This is a genomic window from Ruminococcus sp. XPD3002, from assembly GCA_900119535.1.
GTDB classification, from domain to species: domain Bacteria; phylum Bacillota; class Clostridia; order Oscillospirales; family Ruminococcaceae; genus Ruminococcus; species Ruminococcus flavefaciens_H.
The window spans coordinates 73,788-87,350 of sequence record FPJT01000010.1 but is presented as its reverse complement, the minus strand read 5'-3'; the positions used below and the strand labels follow the sequence as shown (position 1 = coordinate 87,350).

15 protein-coding genes are annotated in these 13,563 nt (G+C 43.3%); 8 read left to right on the top strand and 7 right to left on the bottom strand.

The annotated features are described in order from the left end of the window. Positions 1–141: 141 nt before the first annotated feature. The 7 genes from BT127_RS10450 to dnaA all read right to left on the bottom strand — a co-directional run bounded on the left by BT127_RS10450 (position 142) and on the right by dnaA (position 5,619). A complete protein-coding gene (locus tag BT127_RS10450) occupies positions 142–597 on the bottom strand; it encodes a hypothetical protein (protein ID WP_075424940.1) in 456 nt (151 codons plus the stop codon). A gap of 5 nt (positions 598–602) precedes the next feature. Then, positions 603–881, bottom strand: a complete 279-nt coding sequence (remB, locus tag BT127_RS10445; RefSeq protein WP_318257223.1) for an extracellular matrix regulator RemB — start codon at positions 879–881, stop codon at positions 603–605. Beyond that, complete coding sequence (gene recF / locus BT127_RS10440) at positions 847–1,995, bottom strand: DNA replication/repair protein RecF (protein WP_075424939.1); 1,149 nt, start codon at positions 1,993–1,995, stop codon at positions 847–849. The genes remB and recF overlap by 35 nt, the downstream gene beginning before the upstream one ends. After that, positions 1,992–2,207, bottom strand: coding sequence for a S4 domain-containing protein YaaA (gene yaaA / locus BT127_RS10435; RefSeq protein WP_075424938.1), 216 nt, complete (start codon positions 2,205–2,207; stop codon positions 1,992–1,994). The genes recF and yaaA overlap by 4 nt, the downstream gene beginning before the upstream one ends. Positions 2,208–2,225: 18 nt before the next feature. Next, a complete protein-coding gene (locus tag BT127_RS10430) occupies positions 2,226–2,606 on the bottom strand; it encodes a hypothetical protein (protein WP_075424937.1) in 381 nt (126 codons plus the stop codon). A 22-nt stretch (positions 2,607–2,628) separates the two neighbouring features. Further along, the gene (gene dnaN, locus BT127_RS10425) at positions 2,629–3,735 is read right to left on the bottom strand and encodes a DNA polymerase III subunit beta (RefSeq protein ID WP_075424936.1); all 1,107 of its coding nucleotides are present in this window, start codon (positions 3,733–3,735) and stop codon (positions 2,629–2,631) included. A 510-nt stretch (positions 3,736–4,245) separates the two neighbouring features. Next, a complete protein-coding gene (dnaA, locus tag BT127_RS10420; RefSeq protein WP_075424935.1) occupies positions 4,246–5,619 on the bottom strand; it encodes a chromosomal replication initiator protein DnaA in 1,374 nt (457 codons plus the stop codon). A gap of 628 nt (positions 5,620–6,247) precedes the next feature. Between dnaA and rpmH the strand changes: the two genes are divergently transcribed. The 8 genes from rpmH (at position 6,248) to rsmG (ending at position 13,488) form a co-directional block, all read left to right on the top strand. Next, on the top strand, positions 6,248–6,382 hold the full coding sequence (rpmH, locus tag BT127_RS10415) for a 50S ribosomal protein L34 (protein WP_009986162.1): 135 nt from the start codon (positions 6,248–6,250) through the stop codon (positions 6,380–6,382). Between the two features lie 81 nt (positions 6,383–6,463). After that, positions 6,464–6,832, top strand: a complete 369-nt coding sequence (rnpA, locus tag BT127_RS10410) for a ribonuclease P protein component (protein WP_075424934.1) — start codon at positions 6,464–6,466, stop codon at positions 6,830–6,832. Continuing rightward, the gene (gene yidD, locus BT127_RS10405; RefSeq protein WP_075424933.1) at positions 6,829–7,137 is read left to right on the top strand and encodes a membrane protein insertion efficiency factor YidD; all 309 of its coding nucleotides are present in this window, start codon (positions 6,829–6,831) and stop codon (positions 7,135–7,137) included. Before rnpA ends, yidD begins: the two co-directional genes overlap by 4 nt. After that, a complete protein-coding gene (locus tag BT127_RS10400; RefSeq protein WP_318257221.1) occupies positions 7,134–8,276 on the top strand; it encodes a YidC/Oxa1 family membrane protein insertase in 1,143 nt (380 codons plus the stop codon). Before yidD ends, BT127_RS10400 begins: the two co-directional genes overlap by 4 nt. Before the next feature lie 20 nt (positions 8,277–8,296). Continuing rightward, positions 8,297–9,430, top strand: coding sequence for an RNA-binding cell elongation regulator Jag/EloR (jag, locus tag BT127_RS10395; RefSeq protein WP_075424932.1), 1,134 nt, complete (start codon positions 8,297–8,299; stop codon positions 9,428–9,430). A gap of 79 nt (positions 9,431–9,509) precedes the next feature. Next, positions 9,510–10,871 (top strand): tRNA uridine-5-carboxymethylaminomethyl(34) synthesis GTPase MnmE, encoded by a 1,362-nt coding sequence (gene mnmE, locus BT127_RS10390; protein ID WP_075424931.1) that lies wholly within the window; start codon positions 9,510–9,512, stop codon positions 10,869–10,871. 34 nt (positions 10,872–10,905) lie between these two features. Then, positions 10,906–12,780: a tRNA uridine-5-carboxymethylaminomethyl(34) synthesis enzyme MnmG gene (gene mnmG, locus BT127_RS10385; RefSeq protein WP_075424930.1), complete on the top strand. Its 1,875-nt coding sequence runs from the start codon at positions 10,906–10,908 to the stop codon at positions 12,778–12,780. A 3-nt stretch (positions 12,781–12,783) separates the two neighbouring features. Beyond that, complete coding sequence (gene rsmG, locus BT127_RS10380) at positions 12,784–13,488, top strand: 16S rRNA (guanine(527)-N(7))-methyltransferase RsmG (protein WP_075424929.1); 705 nt, start codon at positions 12,784–12,786, stop codon at positions 13,486–13,488. The last annotated feature ends 75 nt before the right edge of the window (positions 13,489–13,563 follow it).

Sequence of the window (13,563 nt, the reverse complement as noted above, 5' to 3'; positions counted from 1 at the left end):
GATTTCTGCAAGATAATTGATCCTGTTTCTTGTACATATCGTAATGAAATAAAGACCATTATCCGAATAATCGTGATATTTCAATCTGTTATGCTTTCTTTGTTCTTTCATATCCTATGATAGACAGAATCATTCAGTCTTTTACGAAACTGTTGACTCATTATCAAGAATGTATTGGAATAATCCTCTGTACTTACCTTTCTTGTCATCGACCTTTTTGAAACTTACCATTATTTCATGACCGTTATCCATTCCCTGATACACTATATTACTTTTATCGGGAGCTTCTCTCTTTAGATTCATACCGTCACCGGTAAAGCTGTCCATAAGCTTCTCATAATCATCGGTATAAAGGACGAGCTGATATTCGTGCCCGAGCAGTATCTGTTTGAATCTCTCAGGAACAGCATCATCAAGACTTATCTTGTACATATCTTCCACCTCGGCAATGCGTTCAGCATTGAATCTGTGATAATCCACAGGTATCATAGTTCTGTACATCAAATAAAATAAGCCTGCTATGACAAAAAGGACAACAAAAATAATTATCTCAGCTTTTCTGCTTTTCTTACCATTATCGGTCATTTTTTCCTCCATATCCGCTACCTCCACTGATCATCGGAATTATTCAGTCTCTTGCGGAGCGTAGCAGCGGAGAGCTGCGAGATCCATATTCTCGTTCTGCCGTTCTTCACGGTTATTATAAAGCTCTTCGGCAGTTCATAGGTCGCATAGGTAAGCTGTTTTTTCTTTTCTGCGTTTTCAAGGAGCTTCCTCGTGGACTTATCCACGGTGGTATTATCCATATCGAATATCCCTACCACATCACGCAGATCAACGGAGTAGTTATTCCCGATATGAAGGTATATCGCCTGTTTCATCAGTTATCCTGCCTCCGCTTATACGCAGGATCTTCCCCTTTATCTCGGGAAGGAGCGCACTCTCATTCGGAGTTGTGAGAAAAACCTGCATATCCTTTATCATGTCAAGTATGAATCTCTGACGGTTTTCGTCCAGTTCGCCCATAACATCGTCAAGGAACACTACGGGAGCATCCTTTGAGCGTTTCATGTATATTTCAGCCTGAGCGAGCTTCATGACCAGTGCGGCACTCTTAATCTGTCCCTGCGAGCCGAAATCACGGGCACTGACTCCGTTTATCTTTATCACTATCTCGTCGCGGTTCACGCCGCAGTGAGTAGTGCCTGTACGGATATCGTAACCCTCGGTCTCACGAAGCTTCATGAAATAGCGCTCGTAAGCCTCCTCGCCGCAGGGCTTGTCGAAGTCCTCGGACTTATAGACGTTTGAGCGGTATTCTATGACGAGTTCCTCCTCGCCGCCTGAAATAGTACGATAAAGCCTTCCGCATATCTCGTTGAGCTTCATGACGTAATCATGGCGCATATAGGATATCACAGCGCCTTCTTTAGCCGCCTGTCTGTCCCATACTTCAAGGAACGAACCGCAGGAGCTTCCCTGCATAAGTTCTTTCAGAAGAGCATTGCGCTGATTCATGATAGAGTTGTTTTTATTTATGTGCGAAACGAATACAGGTTCGAGCTGAGAAGCCGCCATATCGATGAAATTACGCCTTTTTTCGGGAGAACCCTTGATGATATCCACATCATCGGGTATGAATGCGATGCACTTGAACACATCGAAAAGTGCTCTCGTACCGCGCTGTTTGACTCCGTTAAGGGTGATATTCTTCGGAGAAGCGGCATTTTTGGTCATCTCGAACTCTATTTTCTGTTCGCGGACACTGTCGAGTATCTTAATTTTTGCGGACATTCTGTTTCCGCCGAGTGAGATATAGTCCTTTTCCTTGGAACCTCTGAAGCTCTTGCAGCCCGAGAGTATCCACATAGCTTCAAGGAGATTTGTCTTTCCCTGAGCATTGGGACCGATTATGATATTATACTTAGGATCGGGAGCAAATGAGATCCCCGAAAGATTCCTGAAGCCGTCTATATCGGCATATGTAACGATCAAACTACCGTTACCTCTTCTTCGCCCTCAATAGCCACCTTATCTCCGGGACGTATCTTTTTTCCCCGCATGGTGCAGACTTCACCGTTTACGAGGACCATACCGTCCTGGATAAGAGCCTTTGCTTCTCCGCCTGTATCTGTAAGACCTGCGAATTTAAGAAGGGCATCGAGCTTTATGAACTCGGTAGTTATTTTTATCTCATTATCGGGCATACTATCCACCTCTGGGTATTACTTCTTTCTCTTTTTGATCTTGCCGTCCTCGGTGCGTTCATACTTTTCAGCGAAAGCGGGATTCTCTTTTACAAGAGTATCATAAGCCTCGGGATTCTCGCGGCAGTATAAAAGAGCGTAGCTTGGCTTTGTCTTGATATTCTTTTCACCTTCGGGACCTGCTATCTTCTCGGGGAAAACTCTTGACATGTAGAAGAACATGAAAACAGCAGCTCCGAGACAGAGAATGGTCCAGAGAAGGTATATCTTGTTATCCGGAACTTTTACAGAACCGAAATAGAATGCAAAAATAAGGAACAATACAGCCGCCATTGAACTGAGTGCAGAAACAGCAGTAGCCTTTGGTGCATATTTATAGTATTTATATACCATGAACATATGGGTAAACTCCTTTACGTCGTCAGTTTTTAAGCTGTATAGGCATTACAAGGAAGATATAGCTTTCGCCATCCATAGGAAGGATCTCTATTACCTTCATAGCGCCGTTGAAATGTATTTTTACCTTATCGCCCTCGGCAGCTCTGAGAGCTTCGAGAAGAAGGCGGTTATTGAAGCCGATAGTAACAGTTTCGCCTGAGATATCGGCTGATATAGCGTCATTTACACGTCCGATGCCTGTCTTGCAGCTGATCTTCATAACGCCGTTGCCGACTTCACAGCGGATAGGCGACTTGTTCTTATCGTCGATGATAAGCGAGCAGCGCTCGAGACAAGCAAAGAAATCGCGCTTATTTACGATAACTTCAGTCTTGTTGCTGCTTGGGATGCTGAGCTTGTAGTTATGGAAAGCACCTTCAAGAAGACGAGAGATAACGAAAACGTTGTTTATCTCGAAGATTATGTGTCTGTCGTTGGTGCATACAGTGCAGACCTTCTCGTTATCGTCATCACGGAGAAGTGTAGATACTTCCTGAAGTGCCTTTTTAGGTACAACGAAATGGTATGTATCCTTTGTATCAACGAACTCGCTGCGAATAGCAAGACGGAAACCGTCGATAGCAACGAGGTTGAACTTGCCGTCCTCGATATCGAAAAGCTCACCTGTGAGAACGGGCTTGCTTTCGTTGACAGAAGCAGCATAGCTTGTCATATTTATCATAGACTTGAGAACAGACTGTTTTACGGTGAAGCTTCTGCTCTGGTCAACAACAGGAAGATCAGGGTAATCCGAAGCAGACATAGCAGAGAAGCTGCACTCTGTAGCTTCGCTTGAAACATTTATAACAAGGTTTTCATCTATATCGAAAACAACTTCATTGCCTGACATTTTTCTTGTGAATTCACTGAAAAGCTTTGTACTTACAACGAACTCGCCGCTGTCTTCCGTAGCGGCGCTAATAGTCGTTCTGATACCGACTTCAAGGTTATATGCAGTGAGTTCCAGCTGATTCGGAGAAACTCTTACTCTTATACCCTCAAGTGCAGGGATAGTGGATTTAGGTGAAACAGCTCGTGAGACATTGCTGATAGCCTCACTGAGTTCATTTTTACTGCAAACGAATTTCATTATAATAAAGACCTCCGAAGGTTAAGTATGATATCTGTGTAAGATATGAGAACATCTCACAGAGATCATGATAAGATTAAGATAAGATAAGAATAAATAATATAGTAGTTGTAGTAGGGGCTGTGGAAAAGTCAGTATCCCTTTTGAACGTCTGTATTCAGGGAAAAACTCGTCCACAAAAGACTGTTGTGAAAATTTTGAAACTGTGAACAGATGTGTGAAAATGGGATTTTCATGTTGACAGCGTTGAATAATGTTGAGTTGAAGTTGAATAATCGGTTGAACTGCGGGTATATTTTCATAATATTTAATTAACGATCGCAGAACACGGTTGATGTTGAAAAGTGAAAATGTGGAAAGGCATCTTTTTCCGTGAAGGAAAGTTCAAGTGATAATGCTTGTACATTGGGAAATGAGTACAAGTCCTATTATTCAACTGAGTTTTAAACACTGTGTTGAAAACTTGGTTGAAAAGGTTTTATTCAACAGTTTCAAAGTTGATCACGGTTGTCAACTCTTGCTCTTATCCTTGATGTTTTTGATTATATCATTGACCAGATTGCTGAGGTTCTGATCCTTCTGTATAGCTTCTGTAACACTGTTCACGGAGTATACTATAGTAGAGTGGTCACGTCCGCCGAATTCTGTACCGATAGATGCAAGCGGCATCTGAGTTATCTCGCGGACAACGTAAATAGCGACCTTACGTGCGATAGATATCTGCTGTGAGCGCTTATTTGAGCGGAGGTCATCAGGAGATACGCCGTAAACTGTAGAGACCTCTGAGATTATCTTCTCAACGGTTATCGGGATAGGCTGCTCATCTGTAAGAACGTCACGGATAACGCTCTGAGCCATTGATATAGTTATGGGACTTCCTGCGAAGTGGTTGAGAGCCTTAAGGCGTATAACAGCGCCTTCAAGCTGACGGATATTGGATTTCAGGCGGTTAGCCATGAATTCCGAAACCTCTCCGGGCATCTTAAGGTCGAGAAGCTCAGACTTGCGGTTGATGATAGCGAGTCTTGTCTCATAGTCAGGAGCGGAAATATCAGCGATAAGACCGCCCTCGAAGCGTGTTCTGAGACGTGATTCAAGGGTTATGAGTTCCTTTGGAGGTTTATCGGATGTGATAACTATCTGCTTGCCCTCCTGGTGGAGCTTATAGAATGTATGGAAGAATTCCTCCTGCATACTTTCCTTGCCTGCGAAGAACTGAACATCGTCGATGAGGAGTATATCAGCATTTCTGTATTTCTCGTGGAAATCGTCTATAACGTTTGTCTTAAGAGCCTGAATAAGGTCATTTCCGAATGTTTCGCTGGTAACATAGACGATATTGAAATCGGGGTGATTCTTTCTGACCTCAGCGGCGATAGCAGTTATAAGGTGGGTTTTTCCCATTCCCGAAGGACCGTAGATAAACAGCGGATTATAGCCTGAAACTTCACGTTCGCCGCAGTTTTTTGCAACCGACTTGCTGCAGGCAAGGGCGAAGCTGTTTGAAGGACCTTCGATGAATGTATCGAAAGTATAATCATAGTTAGCGAATTTATATGTTTTTTCAAGCTCTTCGTTTTTCTGGTCGAGCTCTGCATCGGTAAGAGCGTGGCTTACCGTATCTTCTTCCTCGGTATCAACGTTGATAATGATATTGACATCCGAACCGACCACGTTCATAAAGGCATCCTTCAGAATTGATACGTAAGTATTCATAACGATATTTTTCTGGAAAGGGGTCTGGACACTGAATACAGCGTCTGTTCCGTTGAAGCTTACTGGAGTCATGGGGTCGATCCATGTCTCGATGCCGATCTTGGGGATCTGTTTGTTTTCAAGGCAGTATTTCTTGACATTTCCAAAAACTTCCTCAAAAGAATTCATCATTTTAACCTCCATCAAAAATAGTATAAAAGGGGTTTATTCACCAATAAACGATACTTCCCTATAATAATACTATTATATTATAACATAGAGTTTGCAAAATTGCAAGCTAAAATAAATTTTCAACAAGTAGAAAAACGAACTTGTTTTCAACAATAAACTGTCATAATGTTGAAAACTGTGTTGAATCAACCCTCCGATGTAGAAAAAGTGTTTGTTTTATTGCTGTATCGGACGTATAAGGCTGTTGAAAACTGAAAATTCCTCTGTAAAGCAACGCTCTGTCAACACTTGTTTCAACTTTTCCACAATCATAAGTGAACATATCAACTCTTTCTTTCCACAGTTAACTGACCATTTTTCAACCGTTCTTTGTCCTGACAGACGTTAACTAAAATGTTGAAAAACAGGGCGTATATGACCGCTTTGAGTTGACAAATCGCATAAATTTGTCCTTCGCAAAAAAAATTTTCCCGAAACCCTTGACATATCCGTTTTTTTGAAGTATAATTTTATAGTGTAATGCGGATAACTATGTCCGTATGACTTTTATTTGTTTGTAAGCCTGAGCTTTCCGTATTTCGGGGAAGGCTCTTGTATACACCTGAGAAGAGAGGAGGACACTGAAATGAAAAGAACATATCAGCCTAAGAAGCTCCACAGAAAGAAGGAGCACGGCTTCATGAAGAGAATGGCTACTAAGAACGGCAGAAAGGTTTTAGCTCGTAGAAGATCTAAGGGCAGAGCAAGATTAACTCACTGACGAGGCTGACCACAAAAATTGATTTTTTGTGGTCTTTTTTGTTAGAACAGGATATATCTTGTTCTTCTAAAAATTATTATTATGCTTTATACGGAAATTCTTAAGGATAACAAAGACTTCCTTACCCTTTACAAGAAAGGAAGATATATCACATCAAAGTATTCTGTGATATATTTCCGCCCGAATAATCGCCCTTATAACCGCCTTGGAATAACGGCAGGAAAAAAGATAGGCAACGCTGTCTGCAGAAACAGAGCGAAAAGGCTTATCCGTCTCGCTTATTACCAGTCTGAGATCGATCTTCCCGTGGGGATAGATGTAGTGATCGTTGCGAGAAGCCGTCTCTGCGAGATAAAGTCGGATGAATACTGCGAATACATGAGGAAATACGGCGTTCCCGAGGTCAATAAAGGCGTTAAGAAGCTTATGAACAACAGGAAGGATAAATGAAATATATTTTTATCGGTCTTATAAGGCTGTATCAGAAGTTTGTAACTCCCTATACGCCTGCAAGATGTAAATACTATCCTACTTGCAGCTGCTATGCAGTTACCGCTTTTAAAAAGCATGGCGCTATAGGCGGGCTTCTCCTGAGCGTATGGAGGATACTGCGCTGCAATCCCTGGTCTATGGGCGGGATCGACCATGTACCCGAGAAATTTACTTTCAAAGTAAAAAAATATGATTACCTTAATGATCTCTCCGTTGAGCATGATGAGCAGAATACAAGCAACAGAGAGGTATATGAAAATTGAGTATTTATGATATCGTAGGTGTTCCCTTCGGATACCTTATGCGGATCATTTATAAGATCTGCGGAAACTACCCTGTTTCCATCATACTGTTTACTGTCGTGGCTAACCTTATACTGCTTCCTATAAGATATAAGAACCAGAAAGGTACATCACGCATGCAGCTGCTCCAGCCAAAGCTGGATAAGCTGAAAAAAAGCTATGCAAACAATCCGCAGAAACTTCAGGAGGAACAGCAGAAGCTGTACCAGCAGGAAGGCTATAACCCGATGGGAAGCTGTCTTCCTATGTTTCTTCAGATGTTTATGCTCTTCGGAGTTATCGATGTTATCTATAAGCCGATAACTCATATCCTTCGTATCAGCAGATCTGTAAGAGAGGCTGCTGTAGAAGTCGCTTCAAAGCTCATCGTAGAGGGCGGCGGAAAGGAACTTTCCTTCAAGAACCTCAGATGTGAGCTCTATACTATGGAGCAGCTCAGCAAAACTCCTGCAAAATTCGCAAACCTCGGCGAGGATTTCCTCGATAAGGTAAGCGCTTTCAATGAAAAATTCACTATCTTCGGAGCTAATCTCGGTCAGACACCGAATCTCCACCCCGAAGAATGGACCAAAGAAGCTCTTGTTCTCTGCCTCATCCCATTTGCGGCAGGTGTAGCACAGCTCATATCTTCTATCTATTCGCAGCTTCATCAGAAAAAAGTAAATCCTACAATGCAGGCAGGCGGCTGTATGTGGGGAATGACTCTCGTTCTTCCATTATGGTCTATATGGCTCGCTTTCACATTCCCTGCAGGTATCGGTTTCTACTGGATATGCAGCGCAATTGTAAACTTTATCATCACATTCGCACTTAACCAGTATTTCACTATCGACAGGATCAAGGCAATCAACGAAAAGGAAAAGGCTAAGGCTAAAGAGTACGCTGAAAAGCACCCAGGCAAGAAGACCTTCATGCAGAAGATCATGGAACAGCAGGCTATCTATGATGAAGAACTCAACAAGGCAAGAGTTGATGAAAACGGAGATAAGATCTCAAGATCGGAAATGAATAAGCAGAACCGCGACCGCATAAAAGAAGCAAGAAAACGTATGGCAGAAAAGTACGGGGACGATTTTGACGAGAATGACAAAGAGGATTGATTCCTCAGGGAGGTATAAATATGACTGAAATATTTACAGCTAACAGTGTTGAAGAGGCTAAGGCTCTTGCAGCAAAGAAATTCGGAAAAAGTATCAGCGAAATTAAATTTGAGGTCCTCGATGAAGGAAAAAAAGGTTTTCTTGGAATAGGCAAATCAGATGCTAAGGTAAAGGCAACAGTTGCAGATGCTGCTCCTGTAAAGTCAGCTCCCGCAGCTAAGGCTGCCGAGACTGTAAGCAATGTTGTTTCCGCTGCCGAGGAAAAGGCAGAAGAAGTAAAGGAAGCAGTTACAGAGACTGTTTCAGAAGCCGTTCAGGAAGTTAAAGAAACAGCAGAAGCTGCTGTTGAGACAGTAAGCGAAGCTGCTGAACCCGTTATCGAAGCAGTTGAAGAAAAGGCTGCCGAGGAAGTTCACTATGCTACTCCCGCAGAAGAAGACGAGGCTGAGTTCTCTATCGATAACTTCACTCTTATCGAGGATGAGTCCCTTCTTAATCCAAAGGTAAAGATAGCTAAGGACTATATCACAAGCATTCTCCGCGCTATGGACGTTGATGCAGGTTTCAGCATCTATCAGAACGAAACAGGCGCTGTTATCAATATCGAGAGCGACAACAACGGCACTATCATCGGACGCCGCGGTGAGACTCTTGATTCACTCCAGTATCTCTGCTCTATCATAGCTAACAAGGGCGATAAGGATTACTTCCGTATTACTATCGACTGTCTCGGCTACCGCAGCAAGAGAAAGGAAACTCTCCAGCAGCTTGCAGCAAAGGTTGCAAAGTCTGTACTCCGTACAGGCAGATCACAGCCGCTCGAGCCAATGAATCCTTACGAAAGAAGAGTTATCCACTCCGCTATATCAGAGATCGAGGGTGTTTCTTCACGTTCAGTCGGTGAAGAGCCTTACAGAAAGATAATCATTTCTTCAAATAACCCAAGACCAAACAACAGACGCAGACACAATGACGGCGACAGAAGAAACGGACGCGGCGGTGACAGAAGAAATAACAACAACAGAAGAAGAGGTCCGCGCGAGCCATTCGAGCCAAGAGCTATCGACCTTTCAACAAGCTTTGAAAAGGATTACAAGAAGCCAAAGCCGGAAGACTCAATGGAAGGCGGTCTCTACGGAAAGATAGAGCTTTGATAAAAGCCCGGAACTATAATGCACGGCGGTACTTTTACCGCTGTGCATTTCCTTTATTCAATGATAGGAAGTGGTCATATTGTCAACCATAGCTGCGATATCTACCCCGAACGCTTCAGGCGGTATCGCTGTGATACGTATCTCGGGCGATAATGCCATAGAGGTCGCAGAGAAGATCTTCCGTCCCCTCAGCAGGAAAAGCGTCGCCGATATGGATGGGTATACCTGCGCTTACGGTATCGCTCACGACGGCGATGAACGTATCGACGATTGCATCCTCACTGTTTTCCGTGCGCCCCACAGCTATACAGGAGAGAATGTTGCCGAGCTTTCATGTCACGGAGGTCTTTACGTGTCAAGGCGTATTCTCCGTGCGGCACTGAAAAACGGTGCAGTCAACGCAGAGGCAGGCGAGTTCACGAAAAGGGCGTTCCTGAACGGAAAACTTGACCTTACTCAGGCGGAAGCAGTAATGGATATAATCTCGGCAAAGAGCGAAAGGGAGCTGCGGATGGCTGAGTCTCTCAGAGAGGGAGCTGCTTTCCGTAAGGCGGAGAAGTGCTCCGCTGCCCTCATGAAAATACTGGGAGACCTTGCTGCATGGGCGGATTATCCCGACGAGGACATTCCCGAGGTCAGTACCGAAAATCTCATCAGTGAACTGACCGATGTAAGGGGCGAGCTTTTCTCTCTTGTAGAACACTATGACAGCGGAAGACTTCTCCGTGAGGGTGTTGCTACTGCAATTGTGGGACGTCCGAACGTGGGTAAGTCCACACTGTTCAACTGTCTCAGCGGATGCGAGAGAAGTATCGTTACCGAGATCGCAGGAACTACACGAGATGTGGTCGAGGAGTCAGTCCGCCTTGGAGATATAACCCTTCGCCTTGCAGACACCGCAGGTATACACGATACTGATGATATGATCGAGGGGATCGGTATCGACATTGCGGAAAAGCTTGTGGATTCATCCGAACTTATCATTGCAGTGTTTGACGGAGGTTGTCCGCTCACAGAGGACGATCAATATTTAATAAATAAAATTAACAAAAAGAAATGCATTGCTGTTATTAATAAATCTGACGTTGAACAGAAGCTTGATGTAACTGAGATAAGTAAATCAATTCAACATATAGTATATATTTCCGCTAAGGAGAATAATGGTATTGATGATCTCCATAAGGCTGTGGAGGAACTGTTCCGACTTGATCCCGATGCATTTTCGTCTGTATGTGCTGCCAATGAGCGTCAGAAGCAATGCATTGACTCTGCACTCAGGTGTACTGATGAAGCACTTTCGGAGCTTCAGAACGGTCAGATGCTTGATGCGGTCAACGTTATTATAGACGAAGCTGAGCAGTATCTGCTTCAGCTCACCGGTAAAAAGGTAACGGATGCAGTAGTTGATGAAGTATTCTCACGTTTTTGTGTAGGAAAATAATGTTCCACGTGGAACAATTCAAAGGGGTATCGATATGTCATATAAAATGGGTGATTTTGATGTAGCTGTTGTGGGCGCAGGTCATGCAGGCGTAGAAGCAGCTCTTGCTTCTGCAAGACTTGGCTGCAGGACAGTTATGTTCACCATATCGCTGGATCAGATAGCAAATATGCCTTGTAATCCCTCTATAGGAGGTACAGCCAAAGGCCATCTTGTGCGTGAAATAGACGCTCTTGGCGGTGAAATGGGTAAGGCTGCGGATAAATGTTTCATCCAGAGCCGTATGCTGAACCGCGGAAAGGGACCTGCTGTACACAGTCTGAGAGTTCAGGCGGACAGAGTAAAATACCATGAATACATGAAACATGTCTGCGAAAAACAGAAAAAACTCTACGTGAAACAGGGCGAAATAACAGAAATAATTACCGAAAACGATAAAATTGTTGGAATCAGAACGTCCCTTGGAGCTGAATATGGCGTAAAAGCAGTCATTATAGCAACAGGAACTTACCTTAAGGGCAAGATCCATATTGGTGAAGTGTCTTACGAGAGCGGTCCTGATGCTGCTTTGCCAAGCAGAGGACTGTCCAAGAGTCTCACAGATCATGGGATAGAGCTTCGCAGATTCAAGACAGGTACACCTTGCCGAGTAAGCAGGAGAAGTATCAATTTTGACATTATGGAACGTCAGGACGGCGACGAAACAATAGTACCGTTTTCATTTGAAACACCAATGGAGGGACTTGAAAACAAGGTAAGCTGTTATGTAACTTATACCAACAGTAAAACCCATGAAGTAATACTGTCAAACCTCGACAGATCCCCTCTTTACTCAGGCAGAATAGAGGGAGTCGGTCCGAGGTACTGTCCTTCAATCGAGGACAAGGTAGTACGTTTTTCTGATAAACCGAGACACCAGCTGTTCGTTGAACCAATGGGAATGACAACAGAAGAGTACTATTTACAGGGAATGTCATCGTCACTTCCCGAGGACGTACAGCTTGCATTCCTACGCACAATAGACGGACTTGAAGACGTTGAGATCATGCGTCCTGCGTATGCAATTGAGTACGATTGCTGCGATCCGACTCAGCTGCTTCCGACATTGGAGTTCAAAAAGCTGGAAGGACTTTACGGTGCAGGACAGTTCAACGGAAGCTCAGGCTACGAAGAAGCGGCTGCACAGGGAATAGTTGCAGGCATCAATGCGGCGCTTAAAATACACGGAAAAGAACCGATGATACTGGACCGCGCAAGCTCGTATATCGGTACTCTTGTAGATGATCTCGTAACAAAAGGATGCTCCGATCCGTACAGAATGATGACCTCACGAAGCGAATACAGACTGATTCTTCGTCAGGATAACGCAGATCAGCGCCTTACGCCAATTGGTCACGCAATAGGACTCATCTCTGATGAAAGACTTGAAGTGCTAAACAAGAAAATTGAGCTCACGGAAGCCGAAATAAAGCGAGTTTCTGCTACTAATATTGCTCCATCCGAGGAACTGAACGAGTTTCTTGAAAGCAAGGGTACAGCTCCGCTTTCAACAGGCTGTAAGCTTGCTGACCTGATACGCAGACCGCAGATAAGCTATAATGACCTTGTAGAATTTGATGAAAAGCGTCCTGAACTGCCATTTGAGGTAGCAGAACAGGTAGAATTGCAGATAAAGTACGCAGGATACATCGAAAAACAGCTCGTTCAGATCGAACAGATGCGTAAACTCGAGGAAAAAAAGCTTCCAAGCGATATGGATTACAGCCTTATATACGGACTAAGGCTTGAAGCAATCGAGAAATTGAACAAAATAAAACCAGTATCGATTGGTCAGGCTTCGAGAATATCGGGAGTTTCGCCTGCGGATATCTCGATGCTGGTTGTCTGGTTATCAAAAGAAAAGGAGTAAAAAATGCTTCCTGAATATGATTTTTCACGTGAATTATTCTCGCAGTACGAACTTGAACTAAGTGAATCGCAGTACAAGAAGCTTGATATTTATGCAGAGTTTCTTGTGGCGTACAATAATAATGTTAATCTGACTGCAATTACTGATCCTAAAGAGATACTTATAAAGCATTTTCTTGACAGTATTTTACTGGTCAGATATTGCGATATACCACTTGGAAGCAGTCTCATAGATGTTGGAACAGGGGCAGGATTTCCTTCTGTACCGCTCAAAATATACCGTAGCGATTTGAAGATAACACTTCTTGACAGTCTGAACAAGAGAATTTACTTCCTTGAACAGCTTTGTGATAAGCTTGAAATAGAAGCAGAATTTATTCACAGACGTGCTGAGGACTTCTCGAAAAAGTCTGAATACAGGGAAAAATTTGATTTTTCATGTGCAAGAGCAGTTGCAAATATGTCATTGCTTTCGGAACTGTGTATTCCTTTTGTTAAAGTAGGAGGATACTTCATTTCTATGAAAGGACCTACAGAGAACGTTTCTGAAGGCGAAAATGCGATAAAGATATTAGGCGGTGAACTGACCGATATTTGCGGTTATGAACTTGAAGGTGAAGAGCGAAGGATAGTTAAAGTGAAGAAAATATCGCAGACACCGACAAAATACCCGAGAAACAGCAGTCAGTTAAAGAAAAAAACGCTTTGAAAATAATTGAAATAGTATTATATTCCGTTTTTGTGTCGAACAAAGGCGGAATTTTTTTATAGATTTTATTTCCCG